Origin of the sequence: Catenulispora pinisilvae (genome assembly GCF_015356865.1) — a bacterium.
Taxonomy (GTDB): Bacteria; Actinomycetota; Actinomycetes; order Streptomycetales; family Catenulisporaceae; genus Catenulispora; species Catenulispora pinisilvae.
The window spans coordinates 25,341-46,502 of record NZ_JAAFZA010000045.1 but is presented as its reverse complement, the minus strand read 5'-3'; the positions used below and the strand labels follow the sequence as shown (position 1 = coordinate 46,502).

Here is a 21,162-nt window from a genome sequence, read left to right as displayed (position 1 = left end):
GTGACCGGCGCACGGTACAGTGCCGCCGCATCCAGCCGATCCCGCAGTTCCTCCCAGGCGTCTATGTCGCCCTGGTGCCAGGCCGCCTACTTCGCCGCCGTAAGGTCCCGCCGCACGGCGTTCGCCGCCGCGTCCGCTGCGGTCTGCCGTTCGATTGCGGCCATCACCGCCGTGACATGCCTGATGTGCAGCCGGGCCAGCGGGATCCGACCCAGATGCGGCCGCGACTCGCTGACCTGCTCGCGCTACGGCTGAACGGCGAGACCCTCGACGTGGACTACGGCTACCCCGCGCCGCGGGTGTTCAGTCGGTGTTCAGCTTGGTGCTCAGCGGTGCATTACCGAGTCGGTCACTGTGGTGCGACGAACATCGGCGGGCAGTTCACGATTTCGAGCCGCCGCCAGACGACTGCAAACTGCCCGATCCCGTGACTGTCGCCTGCGTCGGGGCGGCGAGTGCGGCTGCCCCCGCGACAGCGGCGGCGAGCACCATGGTGCGGGCGAAGACTTTTGCTGACATCGTGGTCAACCCTTCATTGAGGCCGCCGGTCTGTTGACCGACGTAACTATGTGTTCTGAGTTCGCTCCACCGTTACAGGCGATGTGCAGCTTGCCGGTCCTCGGCGGCAAGTGGGCGGAAGACTTGGGCGGTGGTGCGCGAGAGTTCGGCGTTCGCCCGGGACGCGGTCGGCCGCCAGGGCCCCCTGACCGTCCGGGTAGAGCCCGTATCCCCGCTGGTCTCCGACATCACAGAAGATCTACATTCTGGTCAACGCACAGCAGCCCGGGACCATCCGCAGAGAGCAGCCGCGCCATAGCGTCGTCCGTGTGCCCGCGGTGATCGACCTTGATGCCCGTCACGCCACATCGTCCCGGTAGCTCAACAGTCGTACTGCGTGTCCCGGGTGGCGCATCGTAGGGTCTGGCAACGACCGCCGCTGTGCAGGCGTGCCAGGGTTCTTGTATGACCGGGGACTGGTGTGTGGTTGCACATATTGCCATCAGCGCAGGGGTCTCGGCGAAGTCCCGGGCGAGCAAGGTAGCGAGCAGGCGTTCGACCTGGAACCTGGCCAGTGCCGTGCGAGCTGGACATCGGCCGTCACCGAAATGATCCACTCCGGGCGTCCCGGTGCCGACGCCCGTTGACCGCCGAGCAATGAACACGACGTGACGACCGGACGGAGCGCGTAGATGCAACGCCCGCGATGCCGATTGCACCCCCTATGCTCTGATATACGCGGATTCCGAGGCCACTGAGCGGATCGTAGTGCGACGCGCGGAGCTGGATGCCATGAGGAGCGAACGCCGCCTGGGATGCCGCGAGGACGTGGTCGGTGCGATGGGGTGCCGGTGCCCGGCCGAGTCGGGCTCGGCCGGGCACCGGCGTTCGGAAACGACTCCTTACCGGGGGCGGGGTGTATCAGGTCCGCCGTTGGTTTCACAGTCCTGGCGCGCGGTCCCGGGGGTGGCGCGCCAGGGTTGGCGGGTTGGGTTAGTTCATGCCGGTGGCGGCGTTGGTGAGGGTGGTGGTGGGGTCGTCGGCTTCGAGGGAGTACATCATGATCCCGCCGAGGTTGGCCTGTTGGATGTACTGGCGTTTGAGGGCCAGGGTGAGGGGGGTTTCGATGCTCCAGAAGTTGGTGCCGTCGTAGACCCAGGTGCTCTCGGAGGCGCTGTCGTAGAACAGGTTGCCGCTGGTGAGCTTGCCTGCCGACTCCAGTTCCTTGTAGTCGGCGACCCCCGGTGCCACGGAGAGCGGGAACGCTGCGGTGGGGCCGGTGACCGTTTGGTAGAGGCCGTTTTGGCTTCCGGCCGGCACCCCGGTCCAGCCGCGTCCGTAGAACGGCACGCCCAGGGTGAGTTTGGTCGAGGGGAAGCCGCCGCTGATGTAGGCGCTGACTGAGTCGTTGGCGGTGAACTTGGTGCCGAAGGCGGGGCTGTCGGGTGCGTCGTAGAGCAGGGATTGGGAGTTGGTCGGTCCGGTGGTTTCGAAGGCGCCGTGGAAGTCGTAGGCCTCCACGTCGCCCAGGTCCAGCGCTCCGGCGAGGCTGGGGATGTTCAGGTTGGCGATCTCGGTGGGGCCGGCGGGCAGGGCCGCGGTGAGCAGGTAGTGCTGGCCGCCGAGCGCGTTGAGTTCGCTGCGGAACTCATTCAGCAGCGCGGTGTAGTTCGCGCCGTCCTGGGCCGAGACATGGTTGCCGAGGTGGCCGTCGCTACTGCCGGGGAACTCCCAGTCGATGTCGAACCCGTTGAAGATCCCGGCCGCGTCGCCGACCCCGCCTGCCGGGTCGTTGCTCACCCCTGTGGGCAGGTTGCCCTTGATGTACATGTTGATGCAGGAGGCGACGAACTTCTTGCGGGAGGCGTCGGTCGCGGCCACGTCGGAGAAGTACTTCGAGTAGGTCCAGCCCCCGATCGTCAGCAGGATCTTCAGGTTCGGGTACTTGGCCTTCAGTTCCTTGAGCTGGTTGAAGTTGCCGCGCAGCGGCTGGGAGAAGGTGTCGGCGGTGCCGTCGACGCTGGTGGCGGAGGTGTACTCCTTCTGATAGTCGGCGTAGGCGTCCGAGGAGCCGTCGTTGCCGGTCGTGTCGGTCTCGACGCTGGACGAGGCCTTGTTCGCCTCCAGGCAGGTCAGGTTGACCGGGTCGATGTTCTCGAACGCGTAGTTCAGGACCGTGAGCTTGCCGGCGATGCCCTCGGTGTCCAGGTTCTTCGGGTAGAAGGCGTTGGCGTAGGTCGACCAGCTGGTGTAGTAGCCCACCCGCTGCGCGGGCACCGCGGCGTTGGGCACGGCGATCAGTTCCTGGGAATGGCTGAAGTCCGGATCGGTCGGCCGCGTGGGGGTGCCGGTGGGGTCGTACGGGGTCAGGGTGAACAACTGCCTGCCGGCGTTGTTGCAGGCGTTGACCGACTCGTTGCCGGAGCGCGGGTTGCCGCTGGTGGCGTTCGCGGTGACGATGCACGCGCCGCTGACCGCGGGCAGCGTGCTGGCGCTCTGGAACTCCCACTGTCCGTCGCTCAGCGCTATGGGGAAGAACTGCTGGCTCGCCTGGCCCGAGCAGTCGAAGATGACCAGTTCACTGCCCAGGGTGGCGACGGTGCTGTTGTGGATGTCCACACACCGTCCGCTGGAAACGCTCTTGAGGCTCACGGTCCCGTTGGCGCCGTTCGGGATCGCCGTCCAGGCCTGGTTGGCCAGTCCGTTGCGCGAGTAGGAGTCGACCAGGGTGTTGTTCGCGGTGGCGTTGCCCTGCACGTCCATCACCCCGCCGTTGAACAGGTTCTCCATGGTGAACTGGCCGACGCTTTGCAGATAGGACACCGGGTCCACGTTCGGATCGGTCGCGGTGGCCGGGGTGGCCGGGCCGAAGAAGAACCGCTCGTTGGGGACGTTCGCGCAGGCGAAGAGGATGAGCCCGCTGGCGGTGGTGGGGACGCTCTGGCCTCCGGAGACGTTCATGCACAGCAAGGGCACCAGCACGCTCTGGAATTGGAACTCGCCGTTGCCCTGGTAGACCGGCAGCCAGCGCTGGCTGAACTGGCTCGTGCAGTCGAACAGCGACAGCGCTCTTCCAGAGCCCGGGCTGGAGGTGCTGTTGGTGATGTCGATGCACCGGTTGCTGCCGACACCCTGGAATTGCAGTGACCCGTCGGGGTAGCCCAGCACGGTCCAGGCCTGGTTGCTCTGCCCGTTGCGCGCGAAGCTGTCGATCAGGGTGCCGTTCGCGGTGCCCTGGTTGAAGGCGTCGACCACGCCGCCGGCCTGCACGTTCTCGATGACGCGCGCGGTGGGGTACAACGGGACCGCCGAGGGACCCTGCGTGGGCGTCGAGGTCAGCTGGATCCGCACGGGCTGGTGATCGGAGGCCTGGGTGGGGATAGGAAGGGTGGCGGTGAGGCCGGCCGGGAAGATGCGGTCCGGGTCGACGATGACCCCGTAGTCGAGCACGCTGCCCTGGCGTTGCGTGGGCATGGTGGGCGCGACGATCTGCTGGGTGGTCACTGCGGGAAGGGTTCCGGGCTCGCGGTTGAAGTCGCCGAGGACCAGGCCCTCTTCCCCGAGGGGGTTGCCGGCGTTGCGGGCGGAGACGAACGCGTTGATGTTCGCCAGCAGGCCCGGCGCGTTGGTTCCACCCCCCGATGCGGCGTGGACGCTGAAGTACCAGGTGGTCCCGATGAGCACGCCCAGAGCCGGGCGCAACGCGCCGCCGGTGTTGATCCCTCCGGGCGACGGGATGATCGCCACCCCGTTGGCCGCCCCCGGCGTGACGATCGCCAGGTTGACCCGGCCACCGGTCCACGCGCCGTTGTTCGCGTCGGTCTGCAGGTAGTAGACGTCGTGGTTGACCCCGCCGGACCGCCACTGGCTGTGGATCACCGTCCGGGCGGCCGGAATATCCGGCACGTCGTTGAAGATGCCCGCGGGCAGGGGGGTCAGCTGGTTCCCCGATATCTGAACATTGACGGTGCCCGGCGCTGCCGTCGGCGGCCCGGAACCCACTTCCTGCAGAGCCACGACCGGCGGCTGACCACCACCCTGATTCGGGTTGAGGATGGGACCCACTACCGTGTTCCACTTGTTCTGGCCGTCGGCCGTGGCGCCCTGCATGTTCCAGGTCCAGGCCGGGCGATCTTGAACCAGGGCGTGCGCCGGCGCGGCGCCCAGCGCCGTGAGCACACTCGCCACCATCGCCCCCACCAGGAGCAGGATGCCGGGGCGTCCCCGCCGCCGTCTCATCGAGACGAGCACGAGAATCTCCTATCTGTAATTGTATGTAATGACCTTTACGCTGATATGCCATGCATGCCAGGCGCGCCTGGCATATCAGCATGCGTACGAAGCGGACCGCTATCTCCGACACGGAGCCTGGCAGTGATCGGTTCGGCGGATGGCGTGAGCAGATCGTGTTACTTCTGTCCACAGCTCTTGGTTCAGCCGCCAAGCAAACGACCGTATGGATTTCGTAGGTGAAATCCGCATGCGAGTGCCCTGTGCTGAGACACTCCTTCAGCGACCGCCCGCTGTCCGGTCTTACCCCCGACCACCCCGCCTTGGCGGCACGTCACAAATTCGTAATACCTGATCTGTCATTAGGACCGCGCGCCTCCCGCGGGAAGGGCGTAAAGGGCGTCAGAGTCGGAGCCGAGGTAAGACCAGCGGACGACGCGCCGCTGATACGACGTAGCGCGGCGCGCACCGACACGCGCCACGCTCGGACCCGAACAAGGAGAACGGTCATGACCGTGAAGCTCGGATTGCTCGCGACGCTGGAGGCCAAGGCGGGCAAGGGCGACGAACTCGGCGTGTTTCTGCGCGCGGGGCGCGAGCTCGCGCTCGCCGAGGAGGGGACCGTGACGTGGTACGCATTCCAGATCGACCAGACCCACTACGGCATCTTCGACACCTTCGAGACCGAAGACGCACGCGCCGCGCATCTGGCCGGCGATATCCCCGCGGCGCTCGCCGCTGTCGCCGGGGACCTGCTGGCGGCCGAGCCGTCCATCCGGCCGGTCGGGGTGATCGCGGTGAAATAGGCGCCGCGTCCCTGCGCGCGCCCCGGCCGGATAGCGTGGCTTCGTGATACCGCATGACGACGATGCACCGGTACTCGACCCGGCGTCCGCCGAGTGGATCAGCGCGTTGACCGCGGCCGGACGGGATCGCGAGGCGGGCCTGGCCCGGTTGCACGGCCTTCTGATCCGTGTCGCGGTACACGAGCTGCGCCGCCGCGAGGCCTCATCCGCGGTGACCGGCGCGGAGCTTGACGACATGGCACATCAGTGCGCCGCGGACGCGATGCTGGCGATCCTGGACAAGCTGGACACCTTCCGTGGCGAAAGCCGCTTCACGACCTGGGCGTACAAGTTCGTGGTGCTGGAGGTGTCCAGCAAGCTGGGGCGGCACTACTGGCGCAGGCATCCCACCACGCTGCTCGACGCCGAGGACTGGGAACGGCTGCCGGACAGGTTCGGCGTCGACCCCGGCGAGCACGCCGAGCGGGCCGACTTGGTGAAGGCCGTGCAGCGGGCCGTCGAGGAGACGCTGACCGATCACCAGCGGCGCCTGTTCACCGCGATCGTGGTCAACCAAGTGCCGCTGGACGCGCTGGTGAGCCAGCTCGGACTGAACCGGAACGCGGTCTACAAAGCCGTTTTCGACGCTCGCCGTAAGATCCGCTTATTCCTGATCGCCAACGGATATCTGGACGAGAGGAGGCAAGGGCGGTGAATCACCGTGAACAGCTCGAGCGTGTGCTCGCCACGGATCCAGCGGACGTCGGGTGCGAACAGGCCATCGCGCTGCTGCACATGTACGCCGACATGATCGCAACGGACAAGGACGCCGCCCGCGAGTACCCCGGCGTCGCCGCGCACCTGGCCGCGTGCGGTCCGTGCGGTGAGGATTTCCAGGGCTTGCTGGAAGCGGTCACGGCCGGGGCCTGAGGCCAGCGGCATCTTCTTCCCCGACACCGTCCAACGCCGGCACGCCCGCGTCGAACCAGGTGCGTAGCGGGAAAGCCACCGGCATCCGCAGCCCGCCCTTCCACGGCTACGCGCGCAATCAGCCTGGGGCCGGTGGTGTGCGGCCCGTGCGGAAACGACTTCGACGGCCTGCTCGCGACTACCACCCTGTCCTGGTCAGAAAGTCGGCCAACGGGCCTGACCTCGGGTGATCCCGTGGCATGATCGAGATCTGTGGCAGTCGGTCTGCTCTACCGGATCCTCGTGAACCTCCTATCCTGGCTGGCGCTGCTGGCCCGATCGCAGGCATCGAAGAACGCCGAGATACTGGCTGCTACGCCAGGAAGTAGCGGTGCCGCGCCGGACGAACCCGAGGCCGAGGCTGGCCTGGACCGACCGTGCGGTGCTCGCGGCACTGTCGAAGCCCCCTGCCCAAGGCACTGCGCGGCAACCGGATCGTCACTCCGGGCACGCTGCTTCGCCGGCATCGGCGTCTGGTCGCGAACAAGTGGCGCCAACCGAAGACGCCGAGTCGGCCACCGACCAGCGACCAGCTCGTCCAGCTGATCGTCACCACGGCTCGGGAGAACCGCACCCGGGGCGCGGGACGGATCCAAGACGAGTTGCGCCGGCTCGGACACCACGTGGCCGCGGCCACGATCCGCAAGGTCCTGCGCACCCATCGGATCCCGCCACCGAGATACCGCGACGACTCCTGGCGCGCCTTTCTGCGTGCCCAAGCCCAGACCCTCCTGGCCACGGACTTCTTTCACGTCGACTGTGCAGTCACCCTCACCAGGGTCTACGTCGCGTTTGTCATCGAGCACTCCACTCGTCGGGTCCACCTGCTCGGGGTCACCCGGTACCCGACGGGTGCCTGGGCTACCCAGCTGGCCCGGGACTTCACCGCCGAAATGGAAGCCGCCGGGCATCGCTTCACCCACCTGATCCGGGACCGCGATGCCAAGTTCACCGCCGCGTTCGACGGGGTGTTCAGCGCGACTGGCATCACCGCGATCATGACCGCGCCGCAAGCACCAAGGATGAACGCTATCGCCGAACGGTTCGTCGGATCGGTACGCCGTGAGTGCACCGACCGGATGCTGATCGCCGGCGAACGCCATCTTGGCGTCGTCTGGGCCACTACATCGCGCATTACAACGCCGGCCGCAGCCACCAGGGCGAGGGCCTGAGCCTGCGTGCCCCGGATGACGACCCGAACATGATCTGAGTTCCCGGCCCAGGTCGACCAGACACGCCGCAAACGCGTCCTCGGCGGACTGATCAACGAGTACGAGACTGCCACATAACAGCCCTGGTCAACCCCGGTGGCCGAGCTTCTGACTACCACAGGGCCACGAGTGCGCGCACGCTGCTGATGAGTTGGCTGCGACATTGCAAGAGGTACGTGGGTTGCCCGGCTTCGAAATGTTCGGGCTGCCTCCCTCGATAGACCAGCTGCGCGCGCAGGCTGCCGCTGGTCCGGTCGTCAGTTTCATCGTCAGCGTTCACTGCAGCGCTGCCCTGGTCCCCACCGCCCACAACGTCACCGCCGTGACGCTGCCGGGTCTGACACCCGACGCCCTCAACGAGCAGATCAACGCCTTCCACACGGCGCTGAACGACGTGCACGGCGCACAGGGCGGACGTGCTGCGAACAAAGTCCTCACCGAGACCCTGGCATGGCTGTGGGACCAGGCCGCAGCGCCGGTCGTGCACCAACTCGGCTACCGATCCGCACCCGCCGCCGATGGCCGGCCGTGGCCGCGGGTCTGGTGGGTCACCGGCGGACAGCTGGGCCTGCTGCCCCTCCACGCCGCAGGCCACCACGACGACCCGCCAAGCCCGGAGCGGCGCAGCGTCGCGGACCGTGTGGTGTCTTCCCACACTCCCACCGTCCGAGCCTTGGGCCACGCCCGCAGAGCCCGACCTGCACCCGCGATGGCAGCCACGTCATCGCTGATCGTCGCCATGCCCACCACCCCCGACCTGCCCGCAGCCCTTCAAGGCGCGCCGCTGCACCATGTCCCCGACGAAGCTCGACGCTTGGCCGCAATACTGCCGCATCCGCTGACTCTGACCGGCCCGGTACCCGCGATGCTCGCACGGCCCGAGGACCTGGCAGGCGCTCCCCCCGCCGAGGCACCCACGCGCCGGCGCGTCCTGGCCGAACTGCCGAACCACGCGATCACGCACTTCGCCTGCCACGGCACCAGCGACCCAGAGGACCCCTCGAAAAGCCGTCTGCTGCTGAACGACCACCGAGACCAGCCCCTCACCGTTTCCAGCCTCGCTCCCATCAACCTCGACCGGGCACAACTGGCCTACTTGTCGGCCTGCAACACCGCCGCCAACACGGCCGGGGCTCTGCTCGACGAGGCCATCCATCTGGCCGGCGCATTCCAACTCGCAGGATTCCCCCACGTCATCGGAACCCTGTGGCCCATCGACGACGAATTCGCCGTCGACGTCGCCACCGGCTTCTACACGGCCCTTCGCGACGACGACGGCGCCATGGACACAGACCGAGCCTCCATCGCACTACACCTGACACTCAGGACCCTGATAAGGGAGCAAGACCTCAACGCCACGCCCTGGCTTTGGGCCCCCTACATCCACGCAGGAGCGTGAACACCAGACCGTCACACGCCAGCAGACAGCACCGATCCGACAGTGCCGAATCACCAGTCCTGGCACCACTGAATCAGAAAGCTTCAAAGAGTTCGGGTCGGGCATCCTGAGGGTGCCGATAACCCCTCCGAGCTGGGATCATGTTTCGTCGTGACGCTACGGGTCGATCTATCTGCTGACGACTCGGATCTTCGCGTGGCTGACCTTGGCTTCCCGGGATTCGACTGCGAAAGACGTCGAGATTTTGATCCTTCGGCATGAGCTCGCGGTCGACCAGCGCCGGGATCCACACCTGGCCCGGAAGCTCACCTGGACCGACAGGGCCTGGCTCGCCCTGCCGGCTGGACCAACGTCCAGCTACATCTGGGCGCTGTGACCCGGCTGTGGGACTTCGACCAGCTCAGCGTCCGACCGGCAGGGATCAGCCAGCCTCCGTGGGACGAGGTCGGCGCGGACGACTACCTAAGCCATGCCAACTTCGAGGGTGGTGCGGAACGCGGTGAGCGGGGTGGGCAGTTCGTGGAAGACGTCGGCGACGAGTCGGCGCTGCCTGCGGGTTGAGGCGTCGAGCCGGTCGAGCATGTCGTTCATTGGTGTGAGCCAGGTGCCCGATCTCGTCGGGCGTGCCCGGCTCGGGGACCCTGTAGCTGAGGTCCGCGGAGGTGATCTCGGTAACAGCGCGTCTAATCCGTTCCGTTCGACGAGGCGCAGCGACCGGCCGACGATCAGCCAAACAGCGCGTGCGCCAAGGGTCAGCACGACGGGCACGGCCAGCAGCAGGCAGCCACACGGCGAACTGGGCGTTGAGCTGGTGGAGCGGCACGGTGGGGGTGACGACAATGACGGTCACCTGCTGCCCGACGACGGTGCCTTGCGCTGCGGCGAGCTGCAACTGTGTGGGAAGCCCCGAGGCATGAACTCGAACCGAATTAGCGACGTACCGGCGTGTGCCCCCATGGGGATGGCATACGCCGGTTCAGCCGACGTTGCTCCGATCCGGTGTGCTCCGGTTCAGAGCTTGCAACGCCGATCTCACATATGGATACCCCCATGAACATTACCTTCGATCTGTGTGAGCTTTTCCACGTTGCCGTTGTTCAGGTTGCCGACGCGTCGGACAGTCGGAGGATTCGGCGTGGCCTGCAGATCCATCAGTACCTGTACACGTGCCAGGTCATTGTGACTGGACGCCAGGATGTATCCGGCAAGGAACGCCTTGAGCTCGCGCTCATCCATTTGGCCGCCGTTAAGCATTGCCAGCGCATTAGATCGCGACTCGTCGAGTTCGCCAGCGACCTTGTCGGTCTCGGTCTGGTCCCCGCGGCCCCAACGCCGCGCAATGGCATCACGCGTCACGTTCCATGCGTCACCCAGCATCGCCGTGGCGAGGTTTTGGGCCCCTGGCATGAGCAAAGACAAGAAGTCCATGACTACTCCATCTCCCCACGATGGGGATCATTTAACCGTTCATGGGCGACTTGCAGATTCGCCAGTGCCCGTTGTTCGCGACTGGCGTCGCCGAGGTCCCGGTGCATTACCGCGGCGATCGTATGGAGTTCGGCGGCCTGCTCATAGCGGCCCGCCTCGAGCTGCGCCTCGCCGGCCTCGTCCAGGCTAATCGCCTCACGGCTATGGTCGCGAAGACGACGGTGCAGGGCGGTTGCCTGCGCGTACTCCGCCAGCGCCGCATCAGGCTGCCGCATTGCCCGGTGGACGCGTGCCAGCTCCACCAGGGCCCTAGCCGCTGCCGGCAAGTTCCCCAGGCCAGTGGCTAGATCGACCGCGCCACGGGCGGCGGCCAGCGCGTCGTCAAACCGACCGAGGCCGCGAAGGGCCCCGGCCAGGTCCTGGAGCGCGTTCTCCTCGTAGACCCGCATACCAGCATCGCGGAGGATTTCGTAAGCTGTAGTGAGCGGCTCGATCGCATCGCTGAACTGCCCGTCTTCGACATCGACTCCGCCGAGATTCTGCAGCGCAAACGCTTGGAAGGCGATGTCGCCTGACCGCTGCGCCAGCGAAAGCGAATGTCTGAAGGCAGTACGGGCTTCCTGGTAGCGGCGCGCACGCCAGTGGACGAGACCGAGAGCGTTCGTCGACCGTACAACGCCTCCCACATCGCCGATCTTCTCGCGCAAAGCCAACGACTCACTCTGGTACCGCTCAGCCAGATCGAGTTCGTGCCTGGCACAACAAACCTTGCCCAGACTCTCCAGCATGACTGCTTCGCCGAACTCATCGGGCAGCCGTCGCGCGGCCTCGAGTCCGTGTTGAGAGATGGCGGCCCACTCGTCGAGGTGATTGTTCACCTCGTACACGCCCAGCAGGGCTCCGGCCAGATGCCAGGCCAGACGGTCGTGGCCATTCGAGGCGGCAACGTTGACGGCTGCGGCCAAGTTGGGCCGCTCAGTCTCGAACCACGCGCCGGCGTCCTCGAACGTTGCGAAGGCCGCGATAAAAGGGGTCGCCAACGCCTCGGGAAGCTTCAGACTGTCCAGCCCCATGGCGCTGGCTGCCTGGCAAACTGTGCCCAGATACCAACCGATCACAGCCGTCTGCCACTGTGCCGTCCGATCAACACCGTCTACCCGCTGCGCGAGTTCGGCAGCGTAGGCCCGCAACAAGTCGTGGAAGGCGTACCGTCCGCCAGGGTCGCGATCCAGCAGGTGTACCCGCACCAGGGCGTCGAGCGTCGTGCCGGTTTGGCGCACAGTCCGCCCAGTCAAGGCGGCGACGGATGCGGCTGTGAAGTCAATGCCCGGATGTACCCCGAGCGCCCGAAACACTGCCGCCGTATCCGAATCCAGAGTCCGATACGACCAGTCGAAGACAACACGGACCGGCGGTCGTGCGTGGCTCGTGAGCGCGTCCAGCCGGGTGGCTTCGTCACGCAACTCCCCGATAAGGACCTCCAGCGGCGTCGACGGCTCCGCCGCAAGTCGTTCGCCAGCGATCCACAAGGCCAAAGGCAAAAATGCGCATAGCTTCGCTAGTTCTGTCAGAGACGCGGAATCATCGTTGCCGCGGACGTCTCCGACCACCTTCCGCAGGAGCGCGACAGCGGCGGCGTCCGGAAGCAATCCCACATTCACCGTATGCGCCTCTTCCCATCTACCGAAGGCACTGCGACTGGTCACGAGTACGAAACTGTCAGGGGCCGCAGGAAGCAGGTCCTGAACCTGATTCGGCGACGAGGCGTTGTCCAGAAGCACCAGACGTTTACCTCTCGCCATGACCGAGCGGTATAAGGCCGCGCGTTCGTCGAGGCCGCTTGGGATCGCTGAGCTGTCGACACCGACTCCGAGCAGCAGAGCCCGCACAGCCGTCGAGACAGCAACCGGATCGGCATAGTCATATCCGTGGAGATTCACATACAACTGTCCGTCTGCGAACTGGTCGGCCACGTCATGGCTCCAGGCCAGTGCCAGAGCTGTCTTTCCGACGCCGGCAGGGCCCGACAGCACAGCAACCGGACAACTGCCTGGGCGCCCGCCTGCGACCATCACCTGCTTCAGCTTGGCCCGCTCCCCATTACGGTCTTCAAAGTTCGCTGGGGCTCGGGGAAGCTGCCGTGGCACCATCGTGCCGGGACGCAGGTTAATCCCACCTGCGACATTCCCGTTAACCATAACGATCCGTGCTTCGGCGCCAGAGAAGCCGGACAGAGCGTTCGCCGCGCCGTCGCCCAAGTCGGTCAACGTCCCCACCCCTTCGAAGTCAGCCCTATGCAAACTTCCGGTTTCATCAGAGTGCATATACGATCCATCCCGGGGCGCCGCCTTGGCGCACGGCCACCTTCGAGTGAAACGAGGCGACATGCCGAAGCACGTCCCGCACGCAGGTCAACCGGTGAATATAATCGGCGAAGACGAGCGGACGAGCGGACGAGCGGACGAGCGGACGAGCGGACGAGCGGACGAGCCTGGACCAAGGCCAGCAAGAGCGGCAATAGCGGCAACTGCGTCGAGGTCGCACGGGTCCGCGATGGCATAGCGGTCCGACACAGCAAGGATCCCGACGGCCCCAGCCTCTTGTTCACCGAAGCCGAATTCGACGCTTTCCTCGACGGCGCGCGCCACGGAGAGTTCGACCAGCTCTGATGCCTGCCGCGCATTCCCTCAGGCAACATGCCGGTCACTGATCCTGCCCCGAGACTTCCGGTGCGCACGAGGGTGTCGCAGCATTTTCCGCTGGGGAAGCATCCAGATCACTGAGTAGGCGTGCTGCGGCGTCCATGAAGGCCACGGCGTCCGAGTGTCGGCCCAGTGCTTGGTGAGCCTTGCCGGACTCTTTCAAGGCGGTCGCTTCACGATGCCGGTCGTGCAGCCTGCGGTTGATGGTGCCGGCTTGCAGGGAGCACTCAAGCGCTTGCTCGGGATGGTTCATGAGGCGGTAGGTCACGGCAAGTTCAATGAGGGCTTGGGCACAGGACACGTTGCTACCCAATTCGCGGGCCAGCTCGACCGCGCGCTCTCCGACGACCGCCGCCTGGTCCAGGCGGCCGAGGCCGCGCAGCGCGACGCCCATGTCCTGCAAGGCGTTCTGTTCGACGTATCGTTGGCCGGTCTCCCGGAGCGGCGACAGGACGTCCGCCAAGACCAAGACTGCGTCGTCGAAACGCTCGAGTTGGGCCTGTGCTCCACCGAGATTGGCCCGGCAGAACAGTAGCTCGGCAACAGCTCCGGCTGGTTCGGCGATGGCCGCGCCACGCAGGAAGCAGTTCGTCGCCGCTTCCATGTCTTCACGACGCCAGTGCACCAATCCGATTGCGTTGTGCGACCGCGCTTGGCCACGCAGGTCGCCAAGCTCAGTTCGGATCTTCAAGGATTGCCTCTGAGCTGTTTCGGATTCCTTGAGCTGATGAAGCGCTCGATGGCGCTTCCCGATGCTCTCGAGAACAACTGCTTCCAGGCGCCGGTCGCCTGCCTGCCGCGCCGCTACCAAGGCTCGGTGGTTTACCTCCTGCCACTCCTCGACCGCGAAGTGGTGCGCATAGGGTTCCATCAGCACCGCACCCAATACAGCGGCTTCGCTGTGTAGCCCGGCGTCGGCTGCGGCGAGCACGGCCCCAACGAGATTCACACGCTCACGCTCGAACCACACTGTCGCGCCTTCTGGGTCGGCGAAGACCAGCGGTGCGATGCCTGTCGGCCGGTTCCCCAAGTCTAGATCCAGTGTGTCCATGAACATGGCTTTCGATGCTGCCTTGACGCTCCAGGCGTACCAGGTCGTCACTCGGGCGAGCGCGTCGCGGATCGTCGGCCGGTCGTCCTCGTCCCGGCTCAGGTCGGATGCGAAATCCCTGAGGAGATCGTGGAGTTGGAACCGGTCTGTGCCGATCTCCTCGATGAGATGGAACCCCGCGAGCACGGCCAGTTGCCGCTTGGCGGCCGAGACTTCGATCCCGCACAACGCGGCAGCCGCAGTCGCTGAGAAATCGGCGCCGGGATGCGAGCCCAGCAGCCGGAAGACACGGGCGCTTTGCGGCTCCATGCCCCGATAGGACCAGGCGAACACGCTGTGTGCCGCCTGACCTTCATCATCATCGCTCGACAACAGCTCCCACAGCCGGCTCTCGGTGGCCAGCTCAGCAACGACGTCGTCGATATCCTGGTTCAGGCTCCGTGCGATCCGCTCAGCGGCGATCTGCAGAGCCAGTGGCAACCGGGCACAGAGCTTGGCCATGCGGTTCAGCTGCCCGGGAGTGCCGGCAGGTCGGAACGCGCCGATGACCTGTTCCAGCAAGGCCGTCGAATGCTCCATCGGAAGGCGGGGCACCGTTACTCGCCACGCCCCTTCGCGCACCACCAGACTACGCAGCGAACTACGGCTGGTCACCAGAACCGGACAGGCCCCGGACCCCGGTAGCAGAGGCCTCACCTGATCGCTGTCCGCGGCATTGTCGAGAACCACGAGGGTCCGCCTGGTAGCCATTTGAGAGCGGTAGAGCTCCGCGCACTCCTCGGCGTCAGCAGGCACAGCCGCGGGATCGACCCCTAGCGCTCGGAGGAACCGGCGCAGGATCCGGGCGGGATCGGTGACAGCGCCCGGGGCGTAGCCGTTGAGGTTTGCATACAACTGGCCGTCAGGGAATCGATCCCGAACCCGATGCGCCCAATGCAACGCCAACGCCGTCTTCCCGACGCCAGCGGTCCCGTCGACGACGAACACGCCGCCCGCGTCCCCCGCCGACGTCCCGAAGACCGCGTCGTCGAGAGCGGCGACCTCCTCGTCCCGGTCGACGAAGCGCCGGGGCGCGGCGACCATTAGCTGCGGAGGCGGAAGCACGGGTGTGCGCGGAGCCGCGCCGATGTTCACCACATCGATGTGCCCGGCCTGCACGACAGAATGCTGGGAGCCGGACACCTCATTGCGCACCTCGCCGCCATCCCCCGCTTCCGGCACTACTCCCCCATCGCTCGCTTCACCCGTGCCAAGACGAACCCGACGACAGGAGTATAGGAAAAGTCTGACATAGCGCTAGACCCAGATCCCGATCACGGCTAGCCTCCCGCCCAGATAGAGGAGGTCCGAAGTCCAGTGAGTCGCACTGAACACGATCGAGTGAAGTCCGTGGACACGCCGACAGGCATCCCAGAATCGGGCATCAACGACAAGATAATTGATAGTGGACGAGAGTCCGTCGTCCGTCGTCCGTCGTCCGTCGTCCGTCGTCCGTCGTCCGTCGTCCGTCGTCCGTCGGGAGATGGCGCAAGTCGAGCTACAGCAACAACTCAAACAACTGCGTTGAACTGCGACCGACGCCAGGAGGCGCGGCCATGAGGAACAGCAGGGACGCGGTCGGCGCTCAGCTGCATTTCGACCATGAGGCCATTCGAGCCCTGATATTGGGGATCAAGGCGGGCGAGTTCGACGATTTCGGGCAGTGAGAACGCCGCACGACTATCGCGCCCACCATCCGGCTGTGAGCCGAGATGTAGTACCCTGACACACCTGACTCCGGACAGTGTCCGCGCAGGCACGGGAGGTGGGGGCAATGGCGAGTCTTCGGGTCGAGGTCATCGACGACGACGCGCTGCGGGCGGAACGTCTGACCCGGGCGCTCAAACGTGAGCTGGACAACGTCGACGGGATTTCGGTGGACTACGCGGATCTCACAAGCACTGCGCCGTCTGGGAGTAAGGGCTCGGTGCTGTCCGAGGTGCTGGACGTGGTCGCGACCTGGGGTTGGCCGTTGGGTGCCCCGCTCCTGGCCGAGGCGGTCAAGGCGTGGCTGCACAAGGAAGGCCGGGCGCGAGTGCGCCTGACCGTCGGCACGAATAGCGTCGAGATCGACGGCGATCCGACCCCGGCCCAAGAGAGGCTGATGCTCGCGGTGCTGAACGGGCCGGACGAGCAGTGATACGCGGCGGCCGACGCCTCGCGCTCCTGATCGGGGTGCAGGAATATCGCAGCGACCGGTACAAAGACCTGCCGAGTGTCGGCGTGGACGTCCGTGAACTGGCCAAAGTCCTGCGTCAGCCCGACATCGGACACTTCGACCAAGTGATCGACGACCTCGGCCCACAACCGACGGCCGAGGATATCCGAGTTCGCATCAGCACCTTTCTGAGCATGTGCGAAGCAGACGACTTGGTGGTCCTGTACTTCAGCGGCCACGGCGTCCGGGCCACCCGCGTCGACAGCCAGCTGTACTTCGTCGCCTCCGACACCGACCCCGATCGCTTCACCGAAACCGCGGTATCCGGTGGATTCGTCAACCGCGCACTGGAGAAGTGCCGTGCGGAACGCAAGGTAGCGATCCTCGACTGCTGCATGAGCGGTGGCTTCGCGCTGGGATTCCGCGATCGCGACGAGAAGTCCGCCGAGCCCTCGTCGCGGCCGAAACCCGTGCTTGAGACGACGGGCGTCTACGTGTTGTCTTCGTCGAGACTGTCCGAGGCGTCGTTCTCGGGAAAGACCTCGAAGGATCCATCGCTCTTCACGGGCGCAATCGTTCAGGGCCTCGCCACAGGTGAAGCGGACACCGACCGCGACGGGTCCGTCGGCGTGGACGAACTGTTCCGCTATGCGAGCGATCTGCTCCGAGCGGTCGATCAGCCGGAGGCACAGACCCCGGTCAAGTCCACCCTGCAGGCCAGCGGCGAGATCCATCTAGCCCATGCCCCTATCAAGCGGTCCAAACCGTTTGCGGGCGGCGCGGCCGGTGATCGGCAGCGAGGCGCCACCGGGTCCCACCCGCCGCAGCGAAGCGTCTCCTGGGACCAGTTGCTGGAGTACTACCGGCAAGCCGTCGTCACCGAGCAGTCCGGCGCGCAGTTGATGGACGCCGGACCGAACGCACTCGGGTATGTCTGCCTGGCCGGCCCGGAACGGCTGCTCAGCGGAGCTCTCGACGACAGCGCGGACATCGTCGTTCCTCCTGAGGCTGCTCAGATGGCCGACAAGGCTCGCGCTGCCAAGAAGGACCTTCTATATGGGTACCCGATGGTCGTCTTGCACCGAGACTCGAAGGGAGTGCCATACCGCCGACCGCAGTGCGCTCCGCTCCTGATCCGCCCGGTGAAGGTCGTCGAAGCGGCGGACGGCACCCGGCTGCAACCATACGGCACCGCCCAGGTCAATCCCGCGCTCGCCCGGGAACTACTGGACCCGGATACCGCTACCCAGCTCGGTGCGGACTACCGGCCGACCTGGATCGCCGGTGGTCACGCCGACATGGCCAAGGACATCAGGTACTTGCTACGCGAGGAGTTCGCCCTCGAAGAAGTCGAACCCCTCCGGCCCGAAGCCCTGAAGACGGGCATCGACGTGGCCACCCCCACTGATGGCGCACGGAACGCGGCCGCTCTGATGCCGGGCAACGACGGCGCGTCCGCACGTCTGATCCAGGATCTGGAAGACCTGAGGAAGAACCATCTCTCTGAGATACAGAACACCGCACTCGGTGCCCTGCTCGACCAATCGCCGAGCACTCGCGCAGCTGATGACCAGACTCAACCGGTCCTGATCGGCCAGTCGAACGATGCCCAACTGGCCGTCCTGCGCACCGCTGTGAGCCGCAGACTGACCGTCGCGACCGGACCTCCCGGGACCGGCAAGAGCGAGCTGATCGCGAACCTGGTGGCCACCGCCGTGTGCTCGAACAAGACCGCGCTCACCGCTTCCACCAACAACCAGGCGGTCGACGAAGTCCACGGACGTTGCCAAAAGCGGGTCCCGGGACTCGTCGTTCGCACCGGAAATCGGGACTACCGACAGGTGGAGCACGACGCGCTCACCGGCTTACTCCGAACCGCCGACAGCCCGCGGAAGTCTTCGACGACCACACTGGCCGCCGCTCACGTTGAGGAGTCCCGTCAATCCGAGGAAGCGTTCGCGGCAGTGTCGGCGAAAGCCGGCTGGGAGCAGCAGCTGTTCAGGTGCGGACACGCGCGGCAGGCGGCCTTAACAGGCTTGGCGGAACTCGGTGTCGAGCCGTTGCCAGCCTGGGCCGCGCTTAACGACGATCAGCTACGGCGGACGCTGGCACGGATCACACGTGTTGCAGACACAGTCTTCTTCGGCCGGTGGCGCCGGCGCCGTCTGCTGCACAGTCTGGGTCTGAGCGTCGATAAGGAATATCACGCCGCGGTGTGCGCACTGGTGCGCGACACGTTCGACAACGAATCGCAGTGGCGGCACCTCATGAAGCAGCGGCATCCCAGCGACGCGTCGCTGACCGCGCAGCTCGCGGTGACCGCCGACCAACTGCGCGGCGCAGGCAGGGCGCTCACTTCCGGTCAGGTAGCCGCCGGCGCGGCCGCAGGCGTCCAGCACATTCAAGACTTGCTGGGCAGCCTGCAGCCCGGCAGCAGCCGGAACAGCTGGACCTTTTATCCCCGCGTGCTGCCGCATGTACGGGGTTGGGCTGTCAGTGCACTGACGGCCAGGAACTTCCCGCTGCAACCGGGCTTGTTCGATCTGGTGATCATCGACGAGGCAAGCCAGTGCTCGATCGCCGCCGTCCTGCCGCTGCTGTTTCGTGCGAAGTCCGCGCTGATCGTCGGCGATCCGATGCAGCTGCGTCACATTGCCAGCCTGCGCCCCGAGCAGGATGCGGCCGCCGCCGAGAGTGTCGGTCTGGATCCAGCCTGGCTGGCCGACCGCAGGCTGTCCTACCAGCGGTATTCCGCATTCGATGCCTGTGAGGCCCGCGCCGGGGAGAGCCTGCTGCTCGACGAGCACTACCGCTGCCACCCCCAGATCGCGACCATCGCCGACGACCTGTTCTACGCCCCGCGCGGTAAGCGCTTGACGATTCTCACCGATCCGCGTTCTCAACGCTCCGTCCCGAACTCGACTCGGCCGCGCGTAGCGTGGGACGACGTCGCAGGCCGGGCGGTTCCCGGCCCAGGCGGACGCTCCTGGCTGAACCCGGCCGAGGCCGATACCGCTGCGCGCCGCGCCCGGTGGCTGCTCGATACGCTACCCGCGGGTGCATCCGTCGGGATAGTGACCCCGTTCCGCGCCCAGGCACAGCTGATCGCGTCACGGCTGGGCGATCTCACGAAGCAGGTCCGGGTCGGCACCGTGCACACGTTTCAGGGCGGCGAATGCGACGCCATCATCTTCTCCCTGGTCGCCACGCCGACCATGTCCGGCGGCGGCCTTCGCTTCTTCGACCGCGATGAGAACCTCTGGAACGTGGCGATCACCCGCGCCCGAGCCCACCTTCTCGTCGTCGGCCACGGTGACTTCTGGCAGCGCCACGGCGCGTTGGGCGGCAAACTCTGGGCCCGCATCAACGCCTTCACGACACAGGACGCGCCGTGGCCGCACGGTGAGGAACTACGGAATCTGCTTTATCGCCAGCTTCAACGTGTCGGCGCTAAGCACATTGACCTGGGCACGACTAGACAGGGAATCGTGCTCGACGCGACTTTCGTCTTAGCCGACCAGCCGATCGCGGTCATGCTCGACACCGGCGGCCAAGCAGACCAGGACTGCGGCCGCTACCTGCGTCGCCAGTTGGTCCGCGCTCAGATCAGTGCCGCAGGCGACACCGCCGTACGGCTCCCGGCCTGGCGTGTCTATGCGGATGACGCACAGTTCCTCAGTGCTCTGGCACAGAACTAGAACTACTGGGCTGGGGTGGCCGCCACTCAGCGGACTCCGCCGGGTCGTCCTCGCCACAGTCGACCTCGGCGAGCCCGACGGGATCGTGAACTTCGCGCCCGCCGACCCGAATGGCGGATCACTTTTCAGCTCCGCGCCGAGACCCGGGCCGAACTCGATCGGACCCTGGCCGACCGATGGACTCACTGGGACAGGGTCCAGGTGCGATCCGGCACGCCGGCGAGTTCTGCTCGACACCCGGCGATATCGCCATCGGCGTCCGAGGTATGCAGAAGGGCCAAGCACGGCCGCGGCCGCTGGCTAAGCCACTAGGAGCGCGGGTCAGTAACACCAACCCCACTGTCGGCGTACTGAGAAAAGGCTCAGTCGTGTACGGACGAATTTGCTCAGTCGTGGGGCCGGGGCGACAGCCCTGCTGGCCGTGGCAGTGTCCGCGGGTGTCCATGAACTCGCCGGCGGTCTGGACCTGGAGCACGCGGGCGTAGGCTCTCAGGAATGCGGATCGGCGAGCTGTCAAAGCGCACGGGCGTGAGTCCGCGCTCACTGCGGTACTACGAAGAGCAAGGCTTGCTGACCAGCTCACGCTCCGACACAGGGCAGCGTCACTATTCCGATGCCGAGGTCCAGCGCGTATCGCTCATCCGACAGCTGTTCGACGCGGGTATGTCCAGCCGGGTGATCGCGTCTGTGCTGCCGTGTGTGGACCTCCCCAGTGACCTAGGCGTCGCCGAGGAGACGTTCACGGCGATGATGCGCGAGCGCGAGCGGATCGACGCCGACATCGCGCACCTGATCGAGACCCGGGATGCGCTCGACGTGCTGATCAAGGCCAACAGCCGGCACCGGGCGGGGCTGTCCACGACGCCGGAATCGGCGGCAGGGCCGCCCCTGGCGCTGTGATCTGCATCTCAGCAGCTTGTCCTTTACATCGATGTGAGGGGTGAGGATGGCGACAGCGCCCGGAATCACCGGGTCGGTCATCCAGAAGGCGGCA

The 21,162-nt window shown here is 66.1% G+C and carries 14 protein-coding genes and 2 pseudogenes; 10 read left to right on the top strand and 6 right to left on the bottom strand.

Annotated features, from left to right (window positions below; all coding sequences use genetic code 11):
• Window positions 1–1,491: 1,491 nt before the first annotated feature.
• The gene (locus IZR01_RS15160; RefSeq protein WP_194924227.1) at window positions 1,492–4,749 is read right to left on the bottom strand and encodes a glycosyl hydrolase family 18 protein; all 3,258 of its coding nucleotides are present in this window, start codon (window positions 4,747–4,749) and stop codon (window positions 1,492–1,494) included.
• A gap of 488 nt (window positions 4,750–5,237) precedes the next feature.
• Here IZR01_RS15160 and IZR01_RS15155 point away from each other — a divergent pair, with 488 nt between their 5' ends.
• The 5 genes from IZR01_RS15155 to IZR01_RS15135 all read left to right on the top strand — a co-directional run bounded on the left by IZR01_RS15155 (window position 5,238) and on the right by IZR01_RS15135 (window position 9,092).
• Entirely contained in the window at window positions 5,238–5,534 is a 297-nt protein-coding gene (locus IZR01_RS15155; protein WP_194924226.1) for a putative quinol monooxygenase, read from the top strand.
• A gap of 43 nt (window positions 5,535–5,577) precedes the next feature.
• Window positions 5,578–6,228, top strand: a complete 651-nt coding sequence (locus IZR01_RS15150) for a sigma-70 family RNA polymerase sigma factor (protein ID WP_323747012.1) — start codon at window positions 5,578–5,580, stop codon at window positions 6,226–6,228.
• Entirely contained in the window at window positions 6,225–6,443 is a 219-nt protein-coding gene (locus tag IZR01_RS15145) for a hypothetical protein (RefSeq protein WP_194924225.1), read from the top strand. The genes IZR01_RS15150 and IZR01_RS15145 overlap by 4 nt, the downstream gene beginning before the upstream one ends.
• Window positions 6,444–7,105: 662 nt before the next feature.
• The gene (locus tag IZR01_RS50530) at window positions 7,106–7,654 is read left to right on the top strand and encodes a hypothetical protein (protein ID WP_228559514.1); all 549 of its coding nucleotides are present in this window, start codon (window positions 7,106–7,108) and stop codon (window positions 7,652–7,654) included.
• A 220-nt stretch (window positions 7,655–7,874) separates the two neighbouring features.
• Window positions 7,875–9,092, top strand: coding sequence for a CHAT domain-containing protein (locus tag IZR01_RS15135; protein ID WP_194924224.1), 1,218 nt, complete (start codon window positions 7,875–7,877; stop codon window positions 9,090–9,092).
• Between the two features lie 462 nt (window positions 9,093–9,554).
• Here the strand turns inward: IZR01_RS15135 and IZR01_RS52350 are convergent, their stop codons facing one another.
• The 4 genes and pseudogenes from IZR01_RS52350 to IZR01_RS15120 all read right to left on the bottom strand — a co-directional run bounded on the left by IZR01_RS52350 (window position 9,555) and on the right by IZR01_RS15120 (window position 12,844).
• The gene (locus IZR01_RS52350) at window positions 9,555–9,683 is read right to left on the bottom strand and encodes a hypothetical protein (protein WP_267254816.1); all 129 of its coding nucleotides are present in this window, start codon (window positions 9,681–9,683) and stop codon (window positions 9,555–9,557) included.
• Window positions 9,684–9,696: 13 nt separating this feature from the next.
• Window positions 9,697–9,882: pseudogene (locus tag IZR01_RS54230) on the bottom strand (hypothetical protein); the annotation flags it as partial.
• 242 nt (window positions 9,883–10,124) lie between these two features.
• Window positions 10,125–10,520: a hypothetical protein gene (locus IZR01_RS15125; RefSeq protein ID WP_194924222.1), complete on the bottom strand. Its 396-nt coding sequence runs from the start codon at window positions 10,518–10,520 to the stop codon at window positions 10,125–10,127.
• Between the two features lie 2 nt (window positions 10,521–10,522).
• The gene (locus tag IZR01_RS15120) at window positions 10,523–12,844 is read right to left on the bottom strand and encodes a tetratricopeptide repeat protein (protein ID WP_228559512.1); all 2,322 of its coding nucleotides are present in this window, start codon (window positions 12,842–12,844) and stop codon (window positions 10,523–10,525) included.
• On the opposite strand from IZR01_RS15120, the gene IZR01_RS54775 reads away from it, so the two are divergent.
• Window positions 12,815–13,189 carry a DUF397 domain-containing protein gene (locus tag IZR01_RS54775; RefSeq protein ID WP_194924233.1) on the top strand — a complete coding sequence of 125 codons (375 nt, stop codon included), beginning with the start codon at window positions 12,815–12,817 and terminating at the stop codon, window positions 13,187–13,189. The two genes, IZR01_RS15120 and IZR01_RS54775, sit on opposite strands and share 30 nt — an antisense overlap.
• Before the next feature lie 34 nt (window positions 13,190–13,223).
• Here IZR01_RS54775 and IZR01_RS15110 read toward each other — a convergent pair whose 3' ends face one another.
• A complete protein-coding gene (locus IZR01_RS15110) occupies window positions 13,224–15,467 on the bottom strand; it encodes an ATP-binding protein (RefSeq protein WP_194924220.1) in 2,244 nt (747 codons plus the stop codon).
• Window positions 15,468–15,805: 338 nt separating this feature from the next.
• On the opposite strand from IZR01_RS15110, the pseudogene IZR01_RS15105 reads away from it, so the two are divergent.
• The 4 genes and pseudogenes from IZR01_RS15105 to IZR01_RS15090 all read left to right on the top strand — a co-directional run.
• Window positions 15,806–15,979 (top strand): annotated as a pseudogene (locus IZR01_RS15105) (DUF397 domain-containing protein); the annotation flags it as partial.
• Between the two features lie 107 nt (window positions 15,980–16,086).
• Window positions 16,087–16,452, top strand: a complete 366-nt coding sequence (locus tag IZR01_RS15100) for an effector-associated constant component EACC1 (protein WP_194924219.1) — start codon at window positions 16,087–16,089, stop codon at window positions 16,450–16,452.
• Window positions 16,449–20,168: a caspase, EACC1-associated type gene (locus IZR01_RS53245; RefSeq protein WP_323747011.1), complete on the top strand. Its 3,720-nt coding sequence runs from the start codon at window positions 16,449–16,451 to the stop codon at window positions 20,166–20,168. The genes IZR01_RS15100 and IZR01_RS53245 overlap by 4 nt, the downstream gene beginning before the upstream one ends.
• Window positions 20,169–20,663: 495 nt before the next feature.
• Complete coding sequence (locus IZR01_RS15090; RefSeq protein ID WP_194924217.1) at window positions 20,664–21,068, top strand: MerR family transcriptional regulator; 405 nt, start codon at window positions 20,664–20,666, stop codon at window positions 21,066–21,068.
• Window positions 21,069–21,162 lie beyond the last annotated feature (94 nt).